The sequence below is a fragment of the Rhodococcus sp. H-CA8f genome (genome assembly GCF_002501585.1).
Classification (GTDB): domain Bacteria; phylum Actinomycetota; class Actinomycetes; order Mycobacteriales; family Mycobacteriaceae; genus Rhodococcus_F; species Rhodococcus_F erythropolis.
In genome coordinates this window covers 643020-666524 of sequence record NZ_CP023720.1, presented here as the reverse complement: position 1 = coordinate 666524, position 23505 = coordinate 643020, and the positions used below count along the sequence as shown (strand labels likewise).

The window sequence follows — 23505 nt, the reverse complement described above, 5'->3', positions numbered from 1 at the left end:
AAACCCAGAAACTACTGTGCGAGTTGGGTTGCGGGTGGCAAGCGACGTGCAGGATCGAGGGTTCAGCGGGCAGTCGGGAGTTCGACGGCGCCGTTTTCGAGGAGAACGTGTGCGTCGATCATCTGACCGCCCCGTTCGACGTAACCCATCAGGTTCGCTCCGGACCCCCAGCCGAGCAGTCGCTGTACCTCTTCGGAAAGATCAAGCAGTTTTTCACGCGGGATTGACAGGTATTGGTTCTCTTCCTGACGTAAGCAGGCGAGGTCGAATGCCATCGTCAAGCCGGTCCGTGGCGCCTCGGACGAGTTGTTACCACCGCCGTGGTACGTAGAACCGGTCCAGATGAGGGCAGCACCGGCCCGCATCACGGTCGGCGCCGCTTCGGCTTGTTTCGGGCCTCGTTGGTCGTCCCACCGATGGCTTCCGGGTATGACGAGGGTGCCGCCGTTTTCTGCTGTGAAATCGCTGACCGCCACCATGATCTGCAGTCGGCCCTCGCGTCCGTAGTCGGGGTGGCGCCACAGAAAGCTCGTGTCGTCTCGATGGAGACGCTGGGCACCCTGCCCAGGGTGGATTTCGATTGCCTGAGTGACACCGATCTGGATATCAGGCGTGATTTCGATCTGGTCGTCTCCGACCCAGACGGACAGGGGCACCTGAAGGATCTTCTTGGCGGCCCCGTAGTAGAGCGGGTGGAGCGCGATCTGGGGCATGAGGTCGATCCGACCGAACAGCCCTCCTGCTCTTCGCGTTTGGGTTCCGGCGAAGAATTCGTCTTCTCCGTAGCCGGTGCTTTCAAGGACGGGGCCAAGTTGGGCGCGCAGCTCGTCGAGCTGGGGGGTGTCGAGGAAATCTTCGACGATGACACCGCCGTCGCGGTGGATCACGTCGACGATCTCGTCGACTGTTGTTGTCGAGGGCAGGGCGGTGAGGTGATTGGCCATGGTTGTCATTGATGTCTCCTTAGATTGCGGATTGAGGGTTGGCGGAGAGTGTTTCGATTTGGGCGAAGATGCCCTTGTCCCCGTGCCCGGCTGCGCATGCACGTTGCAAGTTGTCGAGATTCGCCGTCATCAGAGCGGCGCGTTGGCCTGCTCGCTGCATCGATTGTTGCCAGGCTTCTACTGCGGCTGCGTATACGTTCAAGGTTGCCTGATCGGTCTCGTACTCTCCGGATTCGAACGCTTTGAGTGCTTCGTGAAGGAGTTCGAGAAGTTTGTCGGTCCACAGGTGCAAACTGTGGCGCATCTCCGCGATCGCGACGTCCTCGGACCGCACGTACGCTGCTGCTTCGTGGAAGGCACCGAGCGCGACGTTGAAGAATGCGCCTGCCATGGCCGCGTCGATCACGTTGGCGGCACCGGGACGGGCTCCGACATATCGTGATTGGGCGGCGATGGGTGTCAGAAGGCTCTGGACGTCCTCCCACACGTCCTCGTCTCCGGAATAGTTGATCCCTGAACTTTCGGTTCCGATGTCCTCCGGGTATGCAGCTATGGCTCCGTCGAGGTACCGAGCGCCTCGCCCTGCGATCCACTCGGCGAACTGGTTCGCTTCCTCCGGCGTACCGGTTGCGGTGTTGACGATGATTTTTCCGGCAATCGAATCTGCTTCTGTAACGACATCTTTGGCGATCTCGTAGTTCAGGAGACTGATGACGATTAGCGGGCTGGCCGCAATCGCAGATTGTGGAGATTCGGCGACTGTAGCTCCAGCCGCAGCGAGGGGTAACGCTCTGTCGGCGGTTCGATTCCACACCGTCACCTTTGTCCCGCTGCGTATGAGCGCCTGAGCGAGAGCTGTTCCCATCAAGCCGGTGCCGAGTATTGATACGTCCATGTTGTTCATCCTTTGCCTGTCGTCAGTGCATGGAAGTCGGACTTGCGGAATAGCCTGGTGCGCAACCAGTATTCGATTGTGCTGGCCGGCCACAGGGTGTCGATTCGACCGTCAGCGGATTGATACCAGCTGTCGCAGCCACCCGATGCCCATACAGTTCGGCGCATGCGTTCTTGGGTGGCGGCGTAGCTGCCTGTCTGGACGGTGCGATCGAGTTCGAGGGCAGTGATACTTTTTCGGCGCATGTACTGCACTGCCGAAGCGATGTATCTGGCTTGTGCTTCGATCATGAAGATGATCGAGTTGTGACCGAGACCGGTATTCGGGCCGTTGAGGAACCACAGGTTCGGGAACGCGGCGGATGCAAGCCCGAGCTTTGTTGCGGCGCCCTCGCGCCAACTGTCGGAGAGTTCGACTCCTTCGCGGCCGAATACTTTCATCGGTGCCAGGAAGCTGGTTGCCTGGAATCCGGTCGCGAAGATCAGGGTGTCGACTTCGTGTTCCGCTCCCTCTGAGTCAATGATCGAATGCGGGCGGATCTCGGAAACCCCCGAGGTGTTCAAGTGCACATTTTCCCGTTGCAGCGCGGGGTACCAGTCGTCGGATATCAAGCGACGTTTACAGCCAGGATCGTAATCTGGGGTGACCTTCTGCCTCAAGTCCGAATCCGGCACTTGCTGTTGAAGATTGGCGAGCGCCTGGGATCGGTACTGTTCGACGAGTTTGCGATTTCCGAGGAAGGCGCTGGCGAGCTTTTCGAATGCCCAGTAGGTCCGCCATCGCAGCCACCGTTGACGATAAGGACGCCGTGAGAATCTTTCGCGGGTGGCGGGCGACAGCGCGGCATCACCACGTGGCATGACCCAGTTGGGTGATCGCTGAAACACATGCAGGGTCTCGGTGTGCGGGGCGATTTCGGGGACGAACTGGATCGCACTGGCGCCGGAACCTATCACCGCGACACGCCTTCCCGACATGTCGAGGTCATGTCGCCACTTGGCGGAGTGGAATGCGGCACCCTCGAATGATTCCAGTCCGGGTAGCTGCGGGATGTACGGATTACTCAAGCCCCCTGAGCCGTTGACGACAACGGCAGCCGTCACTGATTCGCCGGATGCGAACTGGATGTTCCACCGGAGCCGGTCCTCGTCGAACCGCATTTCGGAGACCTCGACACCGAAGCGGATGTGCGGCAGCAAATCATACTGCGCAGCAACAGATCTGAGATAGTCGAGCAGTTCCGACCATGGCGGGAAGATACGGGTCCAGTTCGGGTTCTGAGCGAAGGAGTAGGAATACAACACGCTGGGCACATCGCAGGCTGCCCCTGGGTATGTGTTGTCGCGCCAGGTTCCGCCGACATCGTCGGCGCGTTCGTACAGGACGAAGTCGTCGATGCCCTTCTTCTTCAGTTCGATCGCCATGCACAGCCCGGAAAACCCGGTTCCGATGATCGCGATGTGGCCGTCGTTGACCCGTGATGACATGTGCTGTGCCTTTGTTCAGAGATGGATCCACGTCGACTTCGTCGACGTGAATTTGTCGAGTGCATGGATGCTCTTGTCCACACTGTGGCCTGAGAGTTTGCGACCGCCGAAGGGGACGGAGAGATCCCCTTCCTCGTAGCAGTTCACCCAGACAAGACCTGCGTCGATTTCGCGCGTGAGCCGGTGGGCTCGTGTGAGATTCGACGTCCACACCCCCGCTCCGAGACCGAACGGTGTGGCGTTAGCCAACCTGACGGCGTCAGCGTCGTCAGTGAAACGGGTGACTGCGAGGATCGGTCCGAAAACTTCTTCGAGGAACAGGCGGTGCTCGGCCTGAACATCGGTGAACACGATCGGATCCAGGTACGCCCCCGAACCTGCTCGTTCCTGCAGCGAACCGTGGGCGAGCGTTGCGCCTTCTGTGTGAGCAGTTCTCGCGTGTTCGAGGACGTCCGCGCGATGCGCCCGACTCGCGACGGGCCCGATGTGGGTATCGGGATCGAAAGGGTCACCGACAGTGCAGCGCTTGATTTCCGAAACGACCTCGGCGACGAATTGATCCGCGATCGTTTCCTCGACCAACAAGCGAGCACCTGCAGTGCACATCTGTCCGGCGTTGAAGGTAATTGCCCACGCCACGGTGCGCGCTGCAACGGCGAGGTCCGGAGCATCGGCGAATACCAACTGTGGGCTCTTGCCGCCGAGTTCGAGATGCACGGGTTTCGCATTCGACTCACCCGCGTAGATCAGCAGCTGTTTGCCGACGTCCGGTGATCCGGTGAAGGTGAGACAGTCGACGCCGTTGTGGCGAGCAAGGGCAGCTCCGGCCTGTCCACCGCTACCTGTGACAACTTGCAGCACGCCGTCGGGAAGTCCTGCAGCCGAACCCAGCTGAGCCAAGCGAAGCAAGGACAACGGTGACTGTGTAGCGGGCTTGATGACCATGCTGTTGCCTGCAAGCAACGCAGGGGCGATTTTCCAACTACTGAGAGTGAGTGGGAAGTTCCATGGGGTGATCGCCGCGACCACCCCCACCGGCTCACGGCTCACCAACACGACCGCATCGATCAGGCCGCGTGGCGACTCGTCGTAGAGTTTGTCAGCCAGTTCTCCATACCAGCGGAAGGTGTTCTCGACGGCGCGCAGCTCGATATCACGTGCCATCTGGATCGGCTTACCCATCTCGAGTGTGATGAGCGCAGCGAGTTCGTCGCGGTGCTCGTAGACGAGCTCTGCCCACCGCTGCAGTACCGCACCACGCTCGCGCGCACTGATCCTCGCCCACCGGCCATCGAGAAACGCCGCGCGAGCACCTTCGACGGCTCTGTCGACGTCGGCGTGAGTGGCCAGCGGGACACTGGTTACGACGGTGTCGTCATGCGGGGACAAGACATGGTGGCGCTCACTCCCGTCACCGTTGAACCATTGACCGTTCAGCCACATAGCCGATGGCGCTTCGATTGACGTCGCGAATCGTGTCCATTCCTCGCGGGTGTTCATGTGCGTTCCGTTTCCGAGTAGAGGGTCGGCATTTTTTCCGTTTCTGGGAGGAGCGGCTTGCCGGCATGAATCGGTGGGACGCGGCCTGCCCATGGGACGGCTTCCTCGAGTTGCGCGGCCACGGCAAGCAACAGATCGTCACGGCCGGGAGCTGCGGCGAGCTGCACTCCGATCGGCAGTCCGTCACACATTCCTGTGGGCATGGAGATAGCCGGTTGGCCCGTGACGTTGTAGATGGCAGTAAAGGGCGAGTACTTCGCCAAGGTGTCCACCCACTCGCCGGCGGTGATACCCCGCCGGTTGGAGGCGAGTTCGCCGACGTGCCAGGCGGTCGTCGGTGTGGTGGGCGTGAGAGTGAGGTCGAAGAATTCGAAGAAGCTCGCCGTGCCACGGGTCAGGTGATTCTGGTAGCGGCGGGCGCGGGCGATGTCCGCCCATTCCACGGTGAATCCGTGACGAACCATGGCGGCAGTCGAGCTCTCCAGCGAGGAGTACATGTCCTCGATGGCGCGTACTCCGGTCAGTGCGCGCATGGACTCTGCGATCGACGCAGACCAGAAAGTGAGATTGAGATCCCGAAACAGTTCGGGGTCAACATCTGGTGCCGCAATCTCGACGTGGCCGCCGAACTGTTCGAGCAAGCGCGCGATGCGCATCACCTCGGCTGTCACGGCGGGGTCCGCAGCGTGACGACTGCCAGGTGATTCGGTCGACACAGCGATCCGGAGGCCTTTCGGTCGCCGGCCGACTGCTCGGCTGTAGTGGCCGGGGCTTCGACGCGGCTGAAAGTACCGGTCCCCCGGTGCGCTGCCGTGCACTACGTCCATCAACGCGGCGGCGTCGCGAACTGTCCGGGTGACCGCGAACTCAGTCGTGAGGCCGAAGAGCGGTTCATCCGAATCCGGGCCGGGTGGAACGAGCCCGCGGGTCGGTTTGAGTCCCACCACCCCGCACAGTGCGGCAGGGATTCTTATGGATCCGCCGGCGTCGTTGGCGTGCGCCCACGGCAAGGCCCCGGCGGCAACGAGCGCCGCGGAGCCACCGCTGGATCCACCGGCGACCCGCTGTGGGTTCCAGGGGTTGCGGGTAGGACCGTTCACTGCCGATTCCGTCGTTGCGCTGAATCCGAATTCTGGTGTGGCAGTGCGACAGGTCACGGACAGTCCGGCAGCGCGCCACCTAGCCATCAGATCGGAGTCACGTGTGGCGATATAGCCTGCGGTTGCTGCGCTACCGTTCTCGTTCGCTATCCCCGCCGCAGTGCACAGGAGATCTTTGAGCGCGAACGGAACTCCGCTGAAAGGACCGGATGTGGAATACGTCGGTGGTGGGTCGAGTGGAGGACCGACGGTGGCACCGAGGTGCGTGTCGACGTGGGAGATTGCAGCTAGTGCGGCTTCGCGCACTTCAGCAGGGGTTACTTCTTTCCGGTCGAGTCGACATTTCAGATCCGTGGCGTCCATGTCCGAGTATTCATGCAACTCCATCGAGCACTTCCTTTCGCGCGAGAGCGACCTGGACCAACCAAGCGAAGACGGGGTCCTTCCGGCGCCATTCCGGATGCCATTGGACGCCGACGATCGGTCTCCCGCGCATCTCCACCGCTTCGACGACACCGTCCGGAGCCCACCCGCTGGGAGTGAGGCCCGGGCCGAGCCGGTCCACTGCTTGGTGGTGCAAGGAGTTGACCTCTACGTGTGCGCCGTATATCTCGAACACCGTCGAATCAGTGGCGATCCGTACGGGGTGGGTCTCCTCGGCTATGCCCAGTCCTGGTGACTTGTGGTTGATGTCTATGGTCGGAAGATCAGGCACGAGCGTGCCTCCCAATGCCACATTCAGCATCTGCATCCCGCGACAGACACCCAGCAGTGGAGTACCGAGTTCTACTGCACCCGATATTAATTCGATCTCATACGCATCTCGACGCGGGTCACTGTCCGGGTCGGTGGGCGCGGCGTCGATACCCAGTGTTTCGGGGTGAACATCCTGCCCACCAGAGATGACTATTCCGTCGAGCCGCTCAATCAGGTCGATTCCGCTTGCCTCATAGGGAATTTGGACGACCAGGGCGCCTTCGGACGACAGCCGGGTGGGAAAATCGGAGTAGTGCATGTCGAACTCGAGATGGCGGTACCGAGGTTCGACGGCCAGGCGTTCCGCGCTCGAGCGCCGACCGGTCACTCCGATCAATGGGCGACGCGCACGCTCAGGCGAATTCGACGACGACACGATTCACCCCTCCTTCACGAAGCGCTGCGATTCCTGTGTTGATCTCGTCGAAGGGGACTCGCAACGAGATCATCTCGTCGAGTTCGAGTCGGCCCTGGACGTACAGCTCGGCCAATCGCGGAATATCGGTCGGGAATTGGTTCGACCCGAGGAGGGAGCCTTGCAATCGCTTCTCCTGGAAAAACAATTCCGACGCCGTGATCCGCAGCGGCTCGTCATCAGGAACCATGCCGAGGACCGTGGCCACTCCGCCGGGAGCGAGCATCGAGAATGCCTGCTCGACAGTGACTCTGCGGCCGATCGCCTCGAATGAGTAGTCCACCCCACCCGGACACAACGCGCGTACGGCGTCGACGGGCTCGATCTCAGCCGCGTTCACTGACGCAGTCGCCCCGACTCGAAGAGCCTGATCGATACTTCGCTGGTCCACATCGATCGCGATGATCCGGGCCGCGCCGGCTAGCCGGGCGCCCTGAATTACCGAAAGCCCCACGCCTCCACAACCGATGACGGCAACCGACGACCCTGGTTCGATGCGAGCACTGTGCCAGACCGCCCCGACGCCGGTGATGGTGGCGCACCCGAGCAAACTCGCGCGATCGAGAGGTACCGAATCGTCGACGCGGACGACGCTGTTCTCGTGCACGAGCATCTGTTCGGCGAATCCACCGATGCCACCCATTCGTCCCACTGCGCGCCCGGCCTTGGTCGTCAACGCCGGCTGGGGCCGCGAGCGGAGGCGGGAATGATTGGAGCAGAGGGTGAGTCGACCTGCAATGCAGTATCGGCATCGGCCACAAAAAGCTGTCATGCACGTCACGACGTGGTCGCCAGGCGCTACAGCCGTGACGTCTGACCCAACCGATTCGACGATGCCCGATGCCTCGTGACCGAGCACCTCCGGAAGTTCTGTTCGCCAGAGCGCGTCCACGTAGTGCAGATCGGTATGACACAGCCCGACGGCTGCTGTACGTATGCGAACTTCTCGAGGTCCGGCCACGTCGATGTCGAGTTCTTCGAACTCGAGCCGACCAGGGGCAGCGTTCAGTATTGCTGCTTTCATCTTCAGACCTGTCCTCGTTGTCAGACGTGCTCGAAGTAGCGTTCGAGCTCCCAGTCGGAGACTCCTGCGGCCGGGTCTCCCCCAGTGGTGAAGAACTGCAACCATTCCCACCGGCGCGTGCCGATCCAGTACTCCACCAGCTCTCGCCCCAAAACCTCCGTCAGGTTTACATCGCCACTCAATTCCGCGATCGCTCGAGAGAGGCTGGCTGGCAACTTCGGGGTTCCCGGCGGCAATCCCCAGGCCATGACGGTGCATTCGAGGCCAGGATCGCTGTGATCGCGCAGGCCGATCAGACCGCCGGCAAGGAACGATGCCATCGACAGATAGATGTTCACGTCCGCCGAAGGGACGCGATACTCGACACGAGAGAGCTTCTCGGTCGTGCAGACGGCTCGAACGGCCGCACTCTTGTTGTCAACACCCCACGTGACGGTGGTGGGAGGTCCGTCGAATTCTGCGATTCTGCGGTATGAGTTCACGGTCGGATACTGGAAAGAACTGGCCGCCGCCATTGTGTCGAGGACGCCACCGATGAAGTTCCGCATCGTCTCCGACGGGCGCGAGGGCTCAACTTCATCGAAGAAGGCGTTCCGTCCGTCCTGTTGAAGCGAAAGGTTGATGTGAGCGCCCTGCCCGAACTGGTCCGGCGACCACCGAGCCATGAAGGTGATGGTGCGACCGTGCTCGTAGGCGACTTCCCGCATGATCTGCTTCGTTCGTACGTACCAGTCCGCTGCGGTGAGAATGTCGGTCGGTGGGAGATTTACTTCGATTTGGCCGTGCGCGGACTCGTCTGCCCAGCCTTCCCAAGGGATTCCGGCCCGTTCGATGCGGTCAGCTATTGCGTCCATGAGCGTCGTGTAGTCCCGTGATCTGCTCAACAGGTAGATCGCGCCCTGGGTACCGCCGAGTGGATGCAGGTTCGTGAAACGCTGTTCGCGGGCCTGCTCGATCGACTCTTCGAACACCGTGGCCTCGATCTCCACGGCCGCCTTACCTGTAAATCCAAGCTCGGCAAGCTCTTTGACCACACGTGCGAGCGTGGATCGCGAACACACCGGAAGCGGTGCCCCGTGTTGATCGACCAGATCACACATCACCGTGGCGAGACCTGGTAGTGATGCGTCGGTTGACAGAGTCGTAAGGTCGGGACGAAGGAAGACGTCGTGCATCTCACCGCGCCAATCACCGAAATCGAATCCGAGCTGAGCGGTGTTCCCGAGATCGACTGCGAGGGCGATATCAGCGAATCCCCAGCCCGATTGCGCTCCGGACTCAAACTTTTTGGGTGACAGATGTTTTCCGACCAAGGCACCATCCAACGTCACGGTTTGTGCGCGAATCGTGCGAACGGAATTGTTGCCGATCCATTCACCGAGGTTCGTCGTGTCAGACATGGAGGACCGCCTTCATTGATGCTCCCGCGACGACCGACAATTGTCGGTTCGTGCCTTTGATGTAGAACTTCCCTGCGCGCAGGGAATAGACGAACAACTCGAAACCCGCTAGCAGTCGACGTAGATCCATCTCGAGCCCGTGAATTTCATACGCATCCGTTGTCGGCCCCACGTGCACGGCTGCGCCCGTATCGAGAGCAGCCAATGACAATCCGGGCATTCCAGGCAGGCCCGAAGCTTTCTCCCAGAATTCACACGCTGCGATGTCCAGCGTCGGTGGCTCTGGTTCGATAAGAGGGGTTAACGCGGCAACATTCGCAGTGCCCGCCAGGGGCTCGTCCTCGGATATCGCCAGTTCGTCGACGCTGATTCCGACAACAGGAACTGTCGACCCCTCGGGGCTACTGACGTGCACGCCGGTTGCTGTTCGAGTCAATCGCGCGCTTTGCGGATCACTGGTCGACTGCAGGTCGACCTCGGGGGGCATTACCTCGAGAGCTTTCCTGCCTGAGTCGGAATCGAGAGCAACGCGCAGGCGGGTCACGACAGCTCGTACCAACGGGGGTGGGTCGAACTCCATCGTGACGGCGACGTCGGGCGCACACCGGGTATGGGATTCATCGGGTCGCGGTGGATCTGTATCCACCCGCTCTCGGATGTCGGTCATGGGGTGGTCCCTCCAGTTTCGGGGCATGGGGCAAGCGATTTGGTTGCGCGTCAGAGAGACGCGGTTTTGTGCGATGTCGCAGCTCTCGCCCTGGTGTGATCTGCCAAGCGCTATAGTCGAGCAATGAAGTCAGTCACATGACTAACTCATGTGACTGAGATTATGGCGGATCGGAGCTAGCGTCAATAGGCAAACTGCAAGAGATCCCGAAGAGCGGCAACGACGCACCCGGAACGCACCGGGCAGATAAAGGATCGACCAGGGTGTCACGCACGCTGAGTGACATCGATACGCTCGACCCCTGGAGTCCCACGACAACGAGAAGGTGAACGGTAAAGCGAATGGCGTATCTGACAGCATCCGAGCGGCGGACTGCGATCGTCAAGGCCGCCGCCCGAGTCATCATTCGCGACGGACTGGCCGCGGCGACCACCCGCCGCATCGCCGACGAAGCCGGAGTCAACCTCGCTGCGTTGCACTACAGTTTCGACGGCAAAGGAGAGATCTATACCGCCGTGGACGACATGTTTCGTGCCACCACAGTGGGATCACGCCTGGTACCGACAACTGGCTGGACACGTCAAGAGATCATCCGTTCATTGCTCGAACGCTTCCAAGATCTTCTCCACGCCGATCGGGACGTCCCGATCGCCCAATACGAGCTGCTGCTGTGGGCGCTGCGCAATCCGGACAAGGCCGAACTCGCCAGAGCCAGCTACACGACGTACATATCCGCCTTCGCCGATGAGCTTCGGCACGCAACCGACATCGCCGGCAGCGACGCCACACTGCTCGCCCGCTACACGATCGGCGCAATCGACGGAATCTACATGCAAAATCTCGCAACTGGCGCGACCGGAGTGAGCGCACCCGAACTCGACGCCATCTCGTCCGCAATCGTCGGCATCATCGATTCGATCCACCCGCCCCACTAGAGTTTTCCCGTTTCCCGCCCGGCGTTGCAATCGACAGCGCCGGGCCGCAGTCGTGCCCGTCATCATCCGAATCCCGCAGCTGTATTCAAGGAATTTCCCGGAACTCATTGACGAACAGCAAGGGCGAAGCTAATCTCAGTCGATCGACTCAGTCATGTGACTGACATCACCATCTCCTGAGGGCTATCCCGATCCTCACACGCGCGATCGCGGCCGATCCCGGCATATAGCCCCTGCCCGCACTCGACAGTGCACAAATTCAAGGACGCACATATGAATCACTCGTCGAATAATGCTGTAGCACAGACTAATACGGAGTCCATCAACCTTGAATCCGGCCATCTCAGCCGCCTTCAACTGACCTCGCTGGCCATCTCGTCAATGATCCCTGCCGTCGGCATGGCGTCGTTTCCAATGCTGCTGGTACTCAACGCAGGACTCGGTGGTTGGGTCGCTGCTCTGCTCGCAGCGCTGACAGTCATCTGCGTCGGCAGAGCAGTAACCGTCTTCGCTAGCCGGTATGTCGCCTCCGGATCGCTCTACTCCTACGCCGGCGAAGTATTCGGGCGATGGGCACAGTCACTGATCGCAGCCTCGTTGTTCCTCGGGTATCTGGCGATGGTCGCAAGCATTTTGCTGGTCATCGGCGCGTACAGCGGTAGCTTCCTGCAATCTATCGGCATCGACGGCGGCCTCGATCGCCCTGCACAAATCGCGATCTACCTCGCCTCCGCAGCAATTGTCGCGGCGATCACCTGTCGCGGCCTAGATGTTTCGATCGTAATCGCGGTCCTACTCACCGCGATTTGTCTTCCACTGTTGCTGGCCATTACCGGGGCGAGTGCGATTCACACTGGTCTACATCTGCAGGAACAACTGACTCTTCAGGGCGCGTCCGTCAGCGGGATCGTGGCCGGCATCGCATCCGGAACTGCGTTCCTGGTCGGTTTCGAGGGGAGCGCAGCCCTGGCCGCCGAGACCCGCGACCCGAAGAAGAATGTGCCGGCCGCCGTGATGAGTGTTCCCATCGTGCTTGGAACCTTGTACGTGATCGCAACCTTCCTACAGGCACCAGGAATCACGGAGACGTCCGACCAAATCCTTTCCGGCACATCATCCCCCGCCGCCCTGGCCGAGAATGCGGGCTTACCGACCGCAATGGGACAAATGACGGACCTCGTTGTCGCCGTAGCGACCTTCGCCGCACTGATCGGATTCGTCAACTACGGATCCCGCTTCGTCGCCACCCTGTCAGCCGAAAAGCTTCTACCACAAAGGTTCACACGCATACACTCCCGATTCCACAGCCCTGTTTCCGCAATCCTGCTGATCATTCTCGGTGGCCTCTTCGGCATTTGCACTTTGGTGATCGGCGCCACGGGCCCACTTCCTTCCATCTATAACGCAGTGTCAACTCTGGTCGTCTATTTCTGGGTGAGCCCATACGTCGTCATCAGCATCGGCGCCGTGATGCTCCTCTTCCGCGAGCGCGCAGCCACCGCCGTGACAATCGCAGCACTGATCGCCGGTGCCGTCGCAACCTCATGGATCTATCTCAACGGAATCTTCTTCCCCGCACCGTCTCCAGTCAGTGCCATGTCCTACGTTGCGCTCGCAACCATCACGCCGGCCACTATCGCCTTTTACCTGATGGGGCGTCGAAGCCACGCTGACGCCTCCCAGCCGCCACCTCACCTGAACTCGGAACGAGCGACGGCCCGAGAGCAGTAGACGAACCTCAAATTCAAGCCAACAAACCGGCTTCCCCGTCGCGAGGCACGGGCCCACTGGAGCATGAAAACCACGCCGCCCAACCTGCACTGGAACTAAAAGCGGAAGCGCCGTCGGCGCCAATTTGCTCGAGTTGGATCAGTGGGCCAAAGACATGGTCCTTTAAGCCGTCGCTACGTCGCGTACGCGCCATCCTTCGGACGCAGCCCCTTCGGCTACTACGCGTGCGCAGCAGCCAACAACGCTGTGGCGCATGGAATGCCCTTCGACCATGCACTCGCTGACGGAGACCTTCGGATCGATACTGAGCGATTCCGGATTCCTGATCAACACCGAATTCGGAGTCCTCGGCATCAGGCCGACATCAGGACCCACATACTCGAACACCGGCCGACCTGGGCGGGAATACACACTATGCCCAGGCCTGCTGCCAGCCCTGGAATCCTGGGTCATGACTTACGCCGACGGCCATGATCCAATGTCGAGGCGTTCGACGCGGCTGATTCCGTACGCGGCAAAGAATCGCAGGCATGTTCTCAACCGCTCAATATCGGAACGCCCTTTCTGGGAACTCGTGTTCGGGGTCATCGGCTCGCGAATGCTCGAGCGCGGTGCCCACGCCCGACATGCGAACATTCGCATACTCGACTTTGACAATCATTTACATTAAGCAGTAGATCTATACCCATGCACCTCAACACCCGCATGTCGCGGCGCCTCACCCTTGCCACATCAGTTGGCCTCTCACTCGCCCTCGTCACGGGCTGCTCGTCCGACAACAAGGACTCGGCCCCGTCGGAGACCACCACGACAACCGCGTCCGCACCCACCGAACAAGCCTCGGCAACACCGCGTCTCGCAGTCTCCTACGACGGTGGCGTCCTGGTGCTGGATGCAACGTCGCTCGACGTGGTCGGCGAGACCAAGATCGACGGCTTCACGCGACTCAACCCGGCCGGCGACGGTCGCCACGTCATGATCTCGTCGGGTGAGGCGTTCAAGGTGCTCGACACCGGCACGTGGTCCTCGGCCCACGGCGACCATTCCCACTACTACACAGCCGATCCCGCGATGTCCGAGGTCGAGTTCGCAGCCAACGAACCCGGACACGTTGTACGCCATGCCGGAAAGACCGTCCTCTTCAACGACGGCTCGGGACTCGTCGAGATCTTCGATCCGGCGCAACTGGCAAAGCGCCAACCTCGCGTCGAGACGTACACCACGCCAGAACCCCATCACGGCGTTGCGGTCGCACTTGCCGACGGCAGCCTGTTGACGACCATCGGAAATTCGGAGTCCCGCAACGGCATTGCCATCCTCGATGCCGACCGCAAGGAAATCCTGCGCAACGAACAGTGCCCCGGTGTCCACGGCGAAGCAGTCGCTGCCGGCGAAGCCATCGTGCTGGGCTGCCAGGACGGGTTGCTCGTGTACAAGAACGGAGCGATCACCAAGGTCCAGAGTCCGGATGCATACGGCCGCATCGGAAATCAAGCAGGCTCGGAGGAGTCGGACATCGTCCTGGGCGATTACAAGACTGACAAGGACGCCGAACTCGAACGTCCGCAACGGGTCTCGCTGACCAACACGACGACGTCCGAACTCAAGCTCGTCGACCTCGGCACCAGCTACACCTTCCGCTCACTCGGCCGCGGACCGCACGGAGAGGCACTGGTGCTCGGCACCGACGGCGCCATCCACGTCGTCGACCCGAACACCGGCGTCGTCACCAAGAAGATCGCCGTCATCGACGCATGGACCGAGCCCACCAAGTGGCAAGAGCCCAGGCCGGCACTCTTCGTGGAAGACCACACCGCGTACGTCACCGATCCCACGTCGAAGAAGCTGATCGCCGTCGACCTCGAAGACGGCAGCATCCTGACCGAGACCACCCTCGATCACGCCCCCAACGAATTGACCGGTGTCACCGGCTGATTCAGATCCTCATCTCAGCTCTGCTGGAGCTGAGCGATGAGCAGGACCACGATTGACCGCGGCACAAGTCAGCATGGAATAACTCCGTGTGGAGGTTCGTTGGAGATGGTGTCGGTGTTCGGTTCTTTGCCCCGGGTACCACCCCAGAATTGCCACTTCGAGTGGCCACTTGCCGAGAGGCGCAAGACGGGCACCGACGCGCTGGAGCCGCTGGACACCTTTCGGTGCCAGCGGCTTTGTCGTCTGAATGATCAGGCCGGGTTTTCGCCGGCAGCGACGTCGAGGATCCACGTCACCCCGAACGCATCGGTGAGCATGCCGAATCCGGGGCTCCACGCCGCCGCGGCAAGACCCTCGATGATGGATCCACCGACAGAGAGTTTGGCCCAGTAACCCTGCACCTCTTCGAGCGATTCACCGCGAACCGAGACGAAGAACGGTTGGTCGGTGATCGTGGTGCCGTTCTCGCGGTGCGTCGTGCCGGCATTGGCGGTCGAGCCGCCCGACTGTCCTGGGATGTCGTACGCCATCACGCTGAAGCCGTCCGCGGTTTCGACTTGGCCGAACACAATGTTCTCAGCGCCAGGCACATCCTTGGGCATTCCGAAGTCGCCGTAGGTTGCGATCGTGACCTCGCCACCGAAGACGGACTGGTAGAACTCCAGAGCCGCGCGGGCGTCTCCGCGGAAGTTGAGGTGGGTCGTTGTCTTGATGCTCATGTCTGCTCCTAGTACGAACGTCGCCCGGGTTTTCCCTGACAACGTCGACTCTCACAGCCGTATAGGACTGTTTTCGTCCTAGACTCGTCGTAGTCTCACGACATGGCGACCACCACTCGGCTCTTGAATCTGCTGTCCCTCTTGCAGACGAGGCGCGACTGGCCGGGCGCTCTACTCGCCGAGCGGCTCGACATCAGCCACCGCACGGTCCGCCGCGACATCGACCGGCTCCGGGAGATGGGTTACAGCATTGCGGCGACCATGGGCCCGGACGGCGGATACCGACTCGACGCCGGCAGCGAGCTACCACCCCTGCTGTTCGACGACGATCAGGTCATCGCCTTGGCAGTCGCTCTGCAGGCGGCGACGCTGACCGGCGTCGGCATCGAAGAGGACGCAGTGCGTGCGCTGACCACCGTGCGACAAGTGATGCCGTCGCGCCTGCGTCATCGCCTCGACGCACTCACGTTCACCACGATTTCGACCGATTCCAGCGACGCAGACTCGGTGTCCCCTGAGGTGCTCGTAGCGATTTCCGCAGCGGTGCGCGCTCGCGAGGTGCTCCGCTTCGACTACTCGAACGGCCGCTCAACTGACAACATCGAAATAACACCCCCACGCCGCGTGGAGCCACATCATCTGGTGACCTCCAAGCGTCGCTGGTACCTCGTCGCGTGGGATCTCGAGCGAGACGACTGGCGAATCTTCCGCGCCGATCGCATCACCCCACGCATCCCGAACGGCCCGCAGTTCACACCGAAGGAGATCCCCGGCGGTGACGTGAGCGAATACGTGGCCGCGTGCTTCAAGGGATCGGAACATATCAACAAATGGCCGTGCCACGGCAAGGTCGTTCTCCATCGACCAGCCAGTTATGTTCTTCCCTTTGTCGAGGACGGCGCCGTCGAAGATCTTGGCCCCGACCAGTGCAGCCTCGAAGCCGGATCATGGTCCTGGACGGCGCTGGCAGCCTCCTTCAACCGATTCGACACCGACATCGATGTCGTCGGCCCGGCAGAACTGACCCACGCTTTCGCACAACTCGCCGCCCGCAATGCCGCGACTGCTGCGAGTTAGGCAGTCGTCGCGAATGAGATCCAGGTCTCCAACACAACCGTGCGTTCGTGAGTTCATGTAGGTTTCAAGTCCTCAGAGGACCTGAGGACTTGAAGACCTGAACGAAGGGATGCCCAAGGAGATGAAGAAGGGGCAAGTTGCGTTTCTCACCGGCACACACGTCGTGAACGATCTGTACCAGGGGGCTGTGCCTGCACTGTTGCCGTTCATGATGCTGGAACGCGGATATTCCTACTCCGCGGTTGCCGGAATCACGCTCGCCGCGACCGGACTATCCAGTGTCGTGCAACCCGCATTCGGCATGCTGGTCGATCGAAAGAGCCGGAATTGGCTGGTACCCACAGGTTTTGTGACGGCCGCAACGGGAATTGTCGTGGCCGCGATGAGCACCACCTACATCGTCACTTGGCTGGCAATTGCTTTGGCCGGCATCGGCATTGCCGCATACCATCCGCCCGCCACAAATTTGGCACGCGCAGCTGGAGGTCACTCGCAGAAGGCCATGAGCGTGTTCTCCGTGGGCGGCACGTTGGGAGCCTCACTGGCGCCACCGTTCGTCACGCTCGTGGTCGGTTCGCTCGGATTGTCCGGCGGCTACCTGCTCGCAGTTCCTGCAGCGGTAGCGGCTATTTGGTGGATCGTCGCCCAATCACGACCAGCCGGCACGGGCACGGACGCCGAATCAGCCCAATCATTGAGTTCGCAGCTAGCAGCGAACGGTCCCGTGTCAGATGATTGGCGCTCGTTCACCCGACTCGTGCTGGTAACGGTGTGTTGGTCAATTCCATATGTGACCACGCTGTCGTTGGTCTCACCGTACGTACTCAACGGACTGAACGGATCGTCCTCGAGTGCAGCAATCGTGTTGTCCTCCTTCACCTTGGCGGGAGCGGCCGGCACGCTACTGGGCGGAGTCCTCGCGGACCGTCGTGGTCGACGTGCATCCATCCGACTCGGTTACCTGCTTGCGGTACCTTCACTGGCATTGCTCGCCGCGGCTCCGAACGTGGCAATTGCCGAACTTGGAATCGTCTGTCTCGGATTCGCGATGTTCTTGCCCTTCGCGCCACAGGTGACATTGGCGCAGGACTACCTACCGAACCGCCCAGGCACGGCAAGTGGGGTGACCCTCGGACTCGCAATGTCAGTGGGAGGCATCGCCTCTCCGCTGTTCGGTTACCTGGCAGATCACTTCGGACCGCGCATGGCGATCGGGGCGACAACTGCAGTGCTGTTGGTCGGAGCCGTCATCGCATTCACCTTGCGCGATCGACGCCTCGACCCGGAGGACGAGACGGAGCGCGAACTGGACGTCATCGCCCTTCGATAACCCGAAGACAGCCCCGTAGTCTGAAGATTCATCGGAGGACATGAAGTGTCACTCGGTGGGCCGCTCCACGGCGGTTCACCGAGTCAGTCAGGAGCAGACACATGGCAGTGCGCCAGGTCAAGCAGCAGTCACTGGTACAGAAAGCCGCAGACGAACTTGCGCGCCTCATCGGCGACGGCGAATGGCCGGTCGGGACGAAAATCCCGAACGAGCAGGATCTGAGCACGCTTCTCGGAGTCGGGCGTTCGACCGGCAGGGAAGCCGTGCGTGCACTGATCGCGTCGGGACAGCTCTACTCTCATCAAGGATCCGGCACCTACGTCATGTCCTCGACTCCGGTCACAGAACTCGAGCGAGAACTCAAACGCTCGGACCGCCGCGAAGTCTACGAAGTACGCCGACTTCTGGAAGTGGAAGCGGGCCGCCTGGCTGCCATGCGTCGGACCTCTGCCGACGTCGACCTGTTACGGGCAGCACTCGAAGCCCGTGAAAATGCTTCGACACCAACAGAATTTGTCGACGCTGACATGGAACTACATCGCGCCGTGGTGAATGCTGCGCACAACAGCGTGTTGTCGATGGTGTTCGATTCATTCATCGAAACGCTCCGCAACTCGGCCCTGGACGTTATCACCGACGTCACGGCACGAAACCCCCAATCCATCGACGACGAAGCCGCTGCCCACCGAGATCTGGTGGAAGCAATCGTCGCGGGTGATGCCGACGCTGCCAGCGCGGCAACGCGCAGGAACATGGACGGGCTCGACTGACCCTCTCTATCGTTGTCAGGCATGACGTCCACATCGCTCCCTCCACGGGGTCTCCGGATCGGTCTGTCCGCCATCGCGTGGCTCAACCTGCTCTCTGCGCTCGTGGGAATGGCGGGCCTGACGATCGGCGGCGGGATGGGCCTGCCTCCTGAGTGGATCGAGGGAACCGTCTTCCCTTCATATTTCTGGCCCGGAATCCTCCTCGGCGTTGTCGTCGGAGGCATCCAAGCCGCCGCGCTCTTCGCTCAGCACAACAGGTTCCGTCTGGCATGGGGCCTGCACGCCGCCGCCGGGCTGACCATGATTATCTGGATCTTCGTCGAGATCGCCATCGTTCTCGCCTGGTCGCCGCTGCAAGGCATCTTCTTCACCACCGGACTGGCCCAGACGATCCTCGCCGTGCTCGCACTCGGAGCCTGGCCTCGCCCCTTCCTTCAACGAACCGACAGCCATCACGGTCAGTGACGAATTACATTGGGATAGAAGGTCACTAGGACCGACCTCGATGCTCTCCATCGCCCAATCCAGCTCGACCCCCGACCGTCAACTGAAATCTGTTCAGCCGATGAGGTCTTTCGAGAAGTTCAGCGAGTCGAAAGACCTGTTCGCTACGAGTTCCAATTGCCTCTGTGTTGCACCGTCTCGGGCGCGCTGAGACATGCCTTGGATGACTACACCGATGAACTCGGCAAGGTCCTCGGGATCGGAGTCAGCGGGCATGAGTCCGTTGGCGATATCGGCTGCGATCCTCTGCGACAGCAACACCACGTTGGCATTTCGCATGTCGCGCAATCGGTTTGCTATGTGACTGTTGGCGTCGGTTACGCTGACCGCCGCGCTGATGATCAGACAACCACCCGGACAAGACTCGTCGGTGTAATGGGACGCCGCGTCGTTCAAGAGGCGGCGAATCAATTCGGATGCCTCGCGCTCTTCGGCGAACGCCCGGTCCATGAAGTCGCCGCGAGTCGCGTTGTAGTGATCGACGGCGGCAAAGAACACTCCTTCCTTGCCGCCGAAAGCACTGTAGAGACTCGGTGGATTTATCTGCATCGCAGCAGTCAACATGGCAACGGATGTCCCCTCGTAGCCGTGCTCCCAGAAGGCATACATCGCCTTGTCCAAGGCCGCGTCTACGTCGAACTTCCGCCCTTGTCCCGGCACCCCGGCCATGCAACCTCCCAATTCCGCAGCATCTACCGATCCAAATGTGATCTATTCTACTCTTGTAGCGATCACTATGCGAATGTCCTACTGTTCTCCTCGAAAGTTCATTTCGTTCACTGAAGTACCGCCGTACTGCTGACACAGCTCGCGAACGCTCTTTCACACCGTCTAGGGGGATCGACATGCGTAGTGCCGCTTCATTCAAACTGGGTCTCAGCCACAGCGCGGCCACCGATTCGACATGGAAGGTCGAAGCGGTCAAACAGGTCGAGTATCACGTGATTGCCGCACGAAATCTGTTCGCCAAGGACAGCACTCGACTACTCGACGGGTGCAGCGCAGCGTCGCTACACCGCGGAGACCGACGCTTGATCATCATCGACGCGAACGTCGACCGAATTCACGGGGATAGAATTCGAGGCTACTTCGAACACCACGGAATACGAGCATCCTTCGTACCGATGCGAGCCGACGAGACGGTCAAAGAGTGGGGTTCTGCGGTGCGGGTGGTCGACGCGATGAACGGATTCGGCATCGACCGACGCAGGGAGCCGGTAATCGCGATCGGCGGGGGTGTTCTACTCGACATTGTCGGTTTCGCCGCGAGCGTCTACCGCCGCGGAACGCCGTACATCCGGGTCCCCACCACACTGATCGGCCTCGTCGACGCCGGGGTCGGCGTCAAGACCGGAGTCAACTACGGCATGGGCAAGAATCGACTGGGGACGTATGCACCGGCCCTGGCAACTTTTGTCGACCGAGCATTCCTGCGTACCCTCGACAACCGACACTTGTCCAACGGCCTTGCCGAGATACTCAAGATGGCCTTGATCAAATCCCTCGACCTCTTCGAACTGCTGGAAATCTTCGGGGAACGATTGATCGATGACAGGTTTCAGGGCTCTTCCGACGAACTCGACACAGCAGCAACACAAGTCATCGCCGAGTCGATCCACCTGATGCTCGAGGAACTGCAGCCCAATCTGTGGGAATCCTGCCTCGAACGCTGCGTCGACTACGGCCACACATTCTCGCCCACGCTCGAGATGGAAGCACTACCGGAACTTCTGCACGGTGAAGCCGTAGCTGTCGACATGGCATTGACGTCTGCACTGGGTTATTTGCGGGGAAGTATCAGTGAAGCTGAACTTGATCGCGTCCTGACTGTAATGAGGCGCCTCGGCCTTCCCACCTGGAACGACGTCTTGTCCACACCGGGCGTCCTCGGCGCCGCATTGGCCGACACAGTGCGTCATCGGGACGGGCGGCAACGGCTGCCTTTGCCGGTCGGGATCGGTGGACACCACTTCGTCAATGATGTCACGATCGACGGAATCAACTCTGCCTCCGCCCTTTTGAACAGGAAGAGCGACGAGCTACGCGTCCGTGAGACGTCGGTGACGAAGGTCGCGTCATGAGGTGGGGCGACCTCTACATCGAAGGCTTCGGCTCATACCTACCGGACAGGCGGGAACAAGCCTCCGACATGGTGACCGAAGGACGGTTCGATCCCGTCGAACAGCAGAAGACCGGACAGACTTCGGTTGCAGTGTCGGACCCTGATATCGGCGAATCCGCGCCGGAGATGGCAGTCTTCGCAGGCAGAGCTGCGTTGGCCGACAGCGGAATCAGCAGCAACGAAATCGACCTACTCGTGCATGCAGTGGTTCTGCACAACGGCCTGGAGGCGTGGAACTGCGGCGCCTACATTCAGAACGAACTTGGCATCGACGACTGCCTGCCGATCGAGATCCGAACAGCCTGCGCCGGAGCAATCGTCGGAATCGAACTGATCGGCCGCTGGTTCGACGGACACGGCAAAGGCCTGGTAACTGCATCCGACGCTTGGCGTCTCCCCCTGTTCGACCGGTGGAATTCCGACAGCGGTCTCGCCTACGGAGACGGCGCGGCCGCTGCTGTCATCGGCCCGGATCCGGGTCCCTTTCGTATTCTTTCGACTTCCGTAGTCACTGATGCACACCTCGAGCAGATGCACCGCGGGCACGAGCGCACAAGCATGCCTGTCTACGGCACCGCCGACCCGATCGATCTCCGAGCACGGGTGGGGGGCTTCACCGAGACTCACTCCATCGACGAGTTCTGGTCACGCAACGCGGCCGCTCTGTCTCGATGCGCTGAAACAGCTTTGGGTGATGCCGCCACTCATCACGGTGACATCGCCACCTGGATCGTACCGAATTTCGGCAACGTCCTACTCCGCAAACAATGTTTCGAGCCGCTGAAGATCCGCGCCGAGCAGACCTTGGTCGAACTCGGCAGAACCATCGGCCACACCGGTGCTGCCGACCCACTACTGGGCCTCGACCTGCTCCGCCGCAGCAAGGCCCTGCACCCTGGAGACCGGATCATGCTCACCGGCATCGGCGTCGGGTTCACATGGGGATGCGCAGTCGTCGAATACACCGGATACGAGAAGGGATAGGCCATGGTGGTCGAAACTCCGCACGAATTGACGACAACGGCTCGCTCTACCAACGCGAATGCCGCAATAATCTGGATGCTCCTGGCAGTGTTCGGCGTCGGCACTGTCGAATACCTTGTGGCCGGCGTACTTCCGGACATCTCCACCGACCTCGGGGTCAGCACCTCCACAGCCGGACTGCTCGTCACCATCTATGCCGTCACAGTGGTCATCGGTGGCCCTCTACTGACGATCGCTACCACCAGGGTGCCGCGGACACCTCTCATCGCGGCTCTGATGGCTCTCTTCGTCATCGGCAACATCGGAACTGCGCTGGCACCGAACTTCGCAACCATGGTGATATTTCGGATCATCACTGCTCTGCCACACGCGACGTTCTTCGCTCTGTGCCTGGTGCTGGCGACGTCGTTGGTGGCGCCTGAATTCCAAGGGCGTGTGATCGCCCGCGTCACCCTCGGACTGAACCTGGCGACGGTCCTCGGCGTCCCCTTGGGAACTCTCATCGGTACACAACTGGGTTGGCGCTGGTCTTTTGCGATCATCGCCGTTTTCCAACTGCTGGTCACCGCTGCGCTGATCGCCTCGACGCGCAACGCCGCTCCCTCGCACCAGACCGGCAATGTCAGCTCAGAGCTACGGGTGTTCACCCGGGGCCCAGTTCTGTGGGCGATCGGGCTGACCGCTCTCAGTCAGGCAGCGCTTTTCGTGGTGTTCACCTACATCTCGCCGTATCTCACCGAGCATGCCGGCATCTCGGTGTCGACGGTGACGGTGGTGTTGTTCGTATTCGGCGTCGGGTCTGTTGTCGGCAATCAACTCGGTGGTTACTACGCAGACAAGGACCTGGACAAAACGCTGTACATCGCGTTGACCGCGCTCGCGTTGGCACTTCTCGCTCTCTTCGTCTTCGGCGGAACGTCTTGGTTTGCCTTCGCCTGGATGTTCGTACTCGGTGCTACCGGTTTTTCCATTATTCCGCCGCTCGCCTCGAAACTCATCGGTGCTGCAAGCGAAGCCCCGCACCTTGCTGCCACGGTCAACATTGCAGGATTCCAACTTGCGAATGCTGCCGGCGCGTGGATCGGCTCGATCGCTCTGTCCGGCGGCAACAGCGTTGCAGTCCTGCCTGCTATCGGGGCAGTCCTCGCGGCGGGCGCAGTACTGCTGCTGTTCGTCAGTCGGCGCACTGCTCGGAGCGTGACGTGAAAGC

The 23505-nt window shown here is 61.0% G+C and carries 21 protein-coding genes; 10 read left to right on the top strand and 11 right to left on the bottom strand.

Features of this window, described 5'->3' with window-relative positions; translation table 11 throughout:
• Nucleotides 1-62: 62 nt before the first annotated feature.
• From CPI83_RS03120 to CPI83_RS03080, 9 genes are read right to left on the bottom strand one after another with little or no spacing between them, the layout of a single operon-like run.
• The gene (locus CPI83_RS03120) at nucleotides 63-953 is read right to left on the bottom strand and encodes a phytanoyl-CoA dioxygenase family protein (RefSeq protein ID WP_020971037.1); all 891 of its coding nucleotides are present in this window, start codon (nucleotides 951-953) and stop codon (nucleotides 63-65) included.
• Between the two features lie 10 nt (nucleotides 954-963).
• The gene (locus CPI83_RS03115; protein WP_020971038.1) at nucleotides 964-1839 is read right to left on the bottom strand and encodes an NAD(P)-binding domain-containing protein; all 876 of its coding nucleotides are present in this window, start codon (nucleotides 1837-1839) and stop codon (nucleotides 964-966) included.
• Between the two features lie 5 nt (nucleotides 1840-1844).
• Entirely contained in the window at nucleotides 1845-3326 is a 1482-nt protein-coding gene (locus CPI83_RS03110; protein ID WP_019745635.1) for an NAD(P)-binding domain-containing protein, read from the bottom strand.
• A gap of 15 nt (nucleotides 3327-3341) precedes the next feature.
• Nucleotides 3342-4826, bottom strand: a complete 1485-nt coding sequence (locus CPI83_RS03105; protein ID WP_060937870.1) for an aldehyde dehydrogenase family protein — start codon at nucleotides 4824-4826, stop codon at nucleotides 3342-3344.
• Entirely contained in the window at nucleotides 4823-6313 is a 1491-nt protein-coding gene (locus CPI83_RS03100) for an amidase family protein (RefSeq protein WP_232816851.1), read from the bottom strand. Before CPI83_RS03100 ends, CPI83_RS03105 begins: the two co-directional genes overlap by 4 nt.
• Nucleotides 6300-7058, bottom strand: a complete 759-nt coding sequence (locus tag CPI83_RS03095; protein ID WP_029256441.1) for a gamma-glutamyl-gamma-aminobutyrate hydrolase family protein — start codon at nucleotides 7056-7058, stop codon at nucleotides 6300-6302. The genes CPI83_RS03100 and CPI83_RS03095 overlap by 14 nt, the downstream gene beginning before the upstream one ends.
• Nucleotides 7036-8121 (bottom strand): Zn-dependent alcohol dehydrogenase, encoded by a 1086-nt coding sequence (locus tag CPI83_RS03090; protein WP_029256442.1) that lies wholly within the window; start codon nucleotides 8119-8121, stop codon nucleotides 7036-7038. Before CPI83_RS03090 ends, CPI83_RS03095 begins: the two co-directional genes overlap by 23 nt.
• Nucleotides 8122-8141: 20 nt before the next feature.
• Nucleotides 8142-9521: a glutamine synthetase family protein gene (locus CPI83_RS03085; RefSeq protein WP_019745640.1), complete on the bottom strand. Its 1380-nt coding sequence runs from the start codon at nucleotides 9519-9521 to the stop codon at nucleotides 8142-8144.
• Nucleotides 9514-10188 (bottom strand): hypothetical protein, encoded by a 675-nt coding sequence (locus CPI83_RS03080; RefSeq protein WP_097386755.1) that lies wholly within the window; start codon nucleotides 10186-10188, stop codon nucleotides 9514-9516. The genes CPI83_RS03085 and CPI83_RS03080 overlap by 8 nt, the downstream gene beginning before the upstream one ends.
• Nucleotides 10189-10529: 341 nt before the next feature.
• Here CPI83_RS03080 and CPI83_RS03075 point away from each other — a divergent pair, with 341 nt between their 5' ends.
• The 3 genes from CPI83_RS03075 (at nucleotide 10530) to aztD (ending at nucleotide 14789) form a co-directional block, all read left to right on the top strand.
• Nucleotides 10530-11123 (top strand): TetR family transcriptional regulator, encoded by a 594-nt coding sequence (locus tag CPI83_RS03075; RefSeq protein WP_019745642.1) that lies wholly within the window; start codon nucleotides 10530-10532, stop codon nucleotides 11121-11123.
• A 273-nt stretch (nucleotides 11124-11396) separates the two neighbouring features.
• Entirely contained in the window at nucleotides 11397-12854 is a 1458-nt protein-coding gene (locus tag CPI83_RS03070) for an APC family permease (RefSeq protein WP_255246877.1), read from the top strand.
• A 687-nt stretch (nucleotides 12855-13541) separates the two neighbouring features.
• Entirely contained in the window at nucleotides 13542-14789 is a 1248-nt protein-coding gene (gene aztD / locus CPI83_RS03060; RefSeq protein WP_060937866.1) for a zinc metallochaperone AztD, read from the top strand.
• Nucleotides 14790-15040: 251 nt separating this feature from the next.
• On the opposite strand, the gene CPI83_RS03055 is transcribed toward aztD, so the two are convergent.
• Nucleotides 15041-15508, bottom strand: a complete 468-nt coding sequence (locus tag CPI83_RS03055) for a VOC family protein (protein ID WP_029256446.1) — start codon at nucleotides 15506-15508, stop codon at nucleotides 15041-15043.
• 102 nt (nucleotides 15509-15610) lie between these two features.
• On the opposite strand from CPI83_RS03055, the gene CPI83_RS03050 reads away from it, so the two are divergent.
• From CPI83_RS03050 to CPI83_RS03035, 4 genes are all read left to right on the top strand, one after another.
• The gene (locus CPI83_RS03050) at nucleotides 15611-16585 is read left to right on the top strand and encodes a WYL domain-containing protein (RefSeq protein ID WP_060937865.1); all 975 of its coding nucleotides are present in this window, start codon (nucleotides 15611-15613) and stop codon (nucleotides 16583-16585) included.
• 121 nt (nucleotides 16586-16706) lie between these two features.
• Nucleotides 16707-17915: an MFS transporter gene (locus CPI83_RS03045; protein ID WP_060938242.1), complete on the top strand. Its 1209-nt coding sequence runs from the start codon at nucleotides 16707-16709 to the stop codon at nucleotides 17913-17915.
• Between the two features lie 101 nt (nucleotides 17916-18016).
• A complete protein-coding gene (locus tag CPI83_RS03040; protein ID WP_020909393.1) occupies nucleotides 18017-18685 on the top strand; it encodes an FCD domain-containing protein in 669 nt (222 codons plus the stop codon).
• 21 nt (nucleotides 18686-18706) lie between these two features.
• Complete coding sequence (locus tag CPI83_RS03035) at nucleotides 18707-19150, top strand: hypothetical protein (protein ID WP_232816849.1); 444 nt, start codon at nucleotides 18707-18709, stop codon at nucleotides 19148-19150.
• A 93-nt stretch (nucleotides 19151-19243) separates the two neighbouring features.
• Here the strand turns inward: CPI83_RS03035 and CPI83_RS03030 are convergent, their stop codons facing one another.
• Nucleotides 19244-19858 carry a TetR/AcrR family transcriptional regulator gene (locus tag CPI83_RS03030; RefSeq protein ID WP_020909395.1) on the bottom strand — a complete coding sequence of 205 codons (615 nt, stop codon included), beginning with the start codon at nucleotides 19856-19858 and terminating at the stop codon, nucleotides 19244-19246.
• Nucleotides 19859-20034: 176 nt separating this feature from the next.
• Between CPI83_RS03030 and CPI83_RS03025 the strand changes: the two genes are divergently transcribed.
• From CPI83_RS03025 to CPI83_RS03015, 3 genes are read left to right on the top strand one after another with little or no spacing between them, the layout of a single operon-like run.
• Nucleotides 20035-21270 carry a sedoheptulose 7-phosphate cyclase gene (locus CPI83_RS03025; RefSeq protein WP_021345782.1) on the top strand — a complete coding sequence of 412 codons (1236 nt, stop codon included), beginning with the start codon at nucleotides 20035-20037 and terminating at the stop codon, nucleotides 21268-21270.
• On the top strand, nucleotides 21267-22295 hold the full coding sequence (locus tag CPI83_RS03020) for a ketoacyl-ACP synthase III family protein (RefSeq protein WP_020909397.1): 1029 nt from the start codon (nucleotides 21267-21269) through the stop codon (nucleotides 22293-22295). The genes CPI83_RS03025 and CPI83_RS03020 overlap by 4 nt, the downstream gene beginning before the upstream one ends.
• 3 nt (nucleotides 22296-22298) lie before the next feature.
• On the top strand, nucleotides 22299-23501 hold the full coding sequence (locus tag CPI83_RS03015; RefSeq protein ID WP_020971053.1) for an MFS transporter: 1203 nt from the start codon (nucleotides 22299-22301) through the stop codon (nucleotides 23499-23501).
• Nucleotides 23502-23505: the final 4 nt, after the last annotated feature.

Excerpts from the sequence above, each read along its gene's own strand:
- CPI83_RS03120 (WP_020971037.1), bottom strand. The coding sequence starts at position 953 with ATGACAACCATGGCCAATCACCTCACCGCCCTGCCCTCGACAACAACA.
- CPI83_RS03115 (WP_020971038.1), bottom strand. The coding sequence starts at position 1,839 with ATGGACGTATCAATACTCGGCACCGGCTTGATGGGAACAGCTCTCGCT.
- CPI83_RS03110 (WP_019745635.1), bottom strand. The coding sequence starts at position 3,326 with ATGTCATCACGGGTCAACGACGGCCACATCGCGATCATCGGAACCGGG.
- CPI83_RS03105 (WP_060937870.1), bottom strand. The coding sequence starts at position 4,826 with ATGAACACCCGCGAGGAATGGACACGATTCGCGACGTCAATCGAAGCG.
- CPI83_RS03100 (WP_232816851.1), bottom strand. The coding sequence starts at position 6,313 with ATGGAGTTGCATGAATACTCGGACATGGACGCCACGGATCTGAAATGT.
- CPI83_RS03090 (WP_029256442.1), bottom strand. The coding sequence starts at position 8,121 with ATGAAAGCAGCAATACTGAACGCTGCCCCTGGTCGGCTCGAGTTCGAA.
- CPI83_RS03085 (WP_019745640.1), bottom strand. The coding sequence starts at position 9,521 with ATGTCTGACACGACGAACCTCGGTGAATGGATCGGCAACAATTCCGTT.
- CPI83_RS03080 (WP_097386755.1), bottom strand. The coding sequence starts at position 10,188 with ATGACCGACATCCGAGAGCGGGTGGATACAGATCCACCGCGACCCGAT.
- CPI83_RS03075 (WP_019745642.1), top strand. The coding sequence starts at position 10,530 with ATGGCGTATCTGACAGCATCCGAGCGGCGGACTGCGATCGTCAAGGCC.
- CPI83_RS03070 (WP_255246877.1), top strand. The coding sequence starts at position 11,397 with ATGAATCACTCGTCGAATAATGCTGTAGCACAGACTAATACGGAGTCC.
- aztD (WP_060937866.1), top strand. The coding sequence starts at position 13,542 with ATGCACCTCAACACCCGCATGTCGCGGCGCCTCACCCTTGCCACATCA.
- CPI83_RS03055 (WP_029256446.1), bottom strand. The coding sequence starts at position 15,508 with ATGAGCATCAAGACAACGACCCACCTCAACTTCCGCGGAGACGCCCGC.
- CPI83_RS03050 (WP_060937865.1), top strand. The coding sequence starts at position 15,611 with ATGGCGACCACCACTCGGCTCTTGAATCTGCTGTCCCTCTTGCAGACG.
- CPI83_RS03045 (WP_060938242.1), top strand. The coding sequence starts at position 16,707 with ATGAAGAAGGGGCAAGTTGCGTTTCTCACCGGCACACACGTCGTGAAC.
- CPI83_RS03040 (WP_020909393.1), top strand. The coding sequence starts at position 18,017 with ATGGCAGTGCGCCAGGTCAAGCAGCAGTCACTGGTACAGAAAGCCGCA.
- CPI83_RS03035 (WP_232816849.1), top strand. The coding sequence starts at position 18,707 with ATGACGTCCACATCGCTCCCTCCACGGGGTCTCCGGATCGGTCTGTCC.
- CPI83_RS03030 (WP_020909395.1), bottom strand. The coding sequence starts at position 19,858 with ATGGCCGGGGTGCCGGGACAAGGGCGGAAGTTCGACGTAGACGCGGCC.
- CPI83_RS03025 (WP_021345782.1), top strand. The coding sequence starts at position 20,035 with ATGCGTAGTGCCGCTTCATTCAAACTGGGTCTCAGCCACAGCGCGGCC.
- CPI83_RS03020 (WP_020909397.1), top strand. The coding sequence starts at position 21,267 with ATGAGGTGGGGCGACCTCTACATCGAAGGCTTCGGCTCATACCTACCG.
- CPI83_RS03015 (WP_020971053.1), top strand. The coding sequence starts at position 22,299 with ATGGTGGTCGAAACTCCGCACGAATTGACGACAACGGCTCGCTCTACC.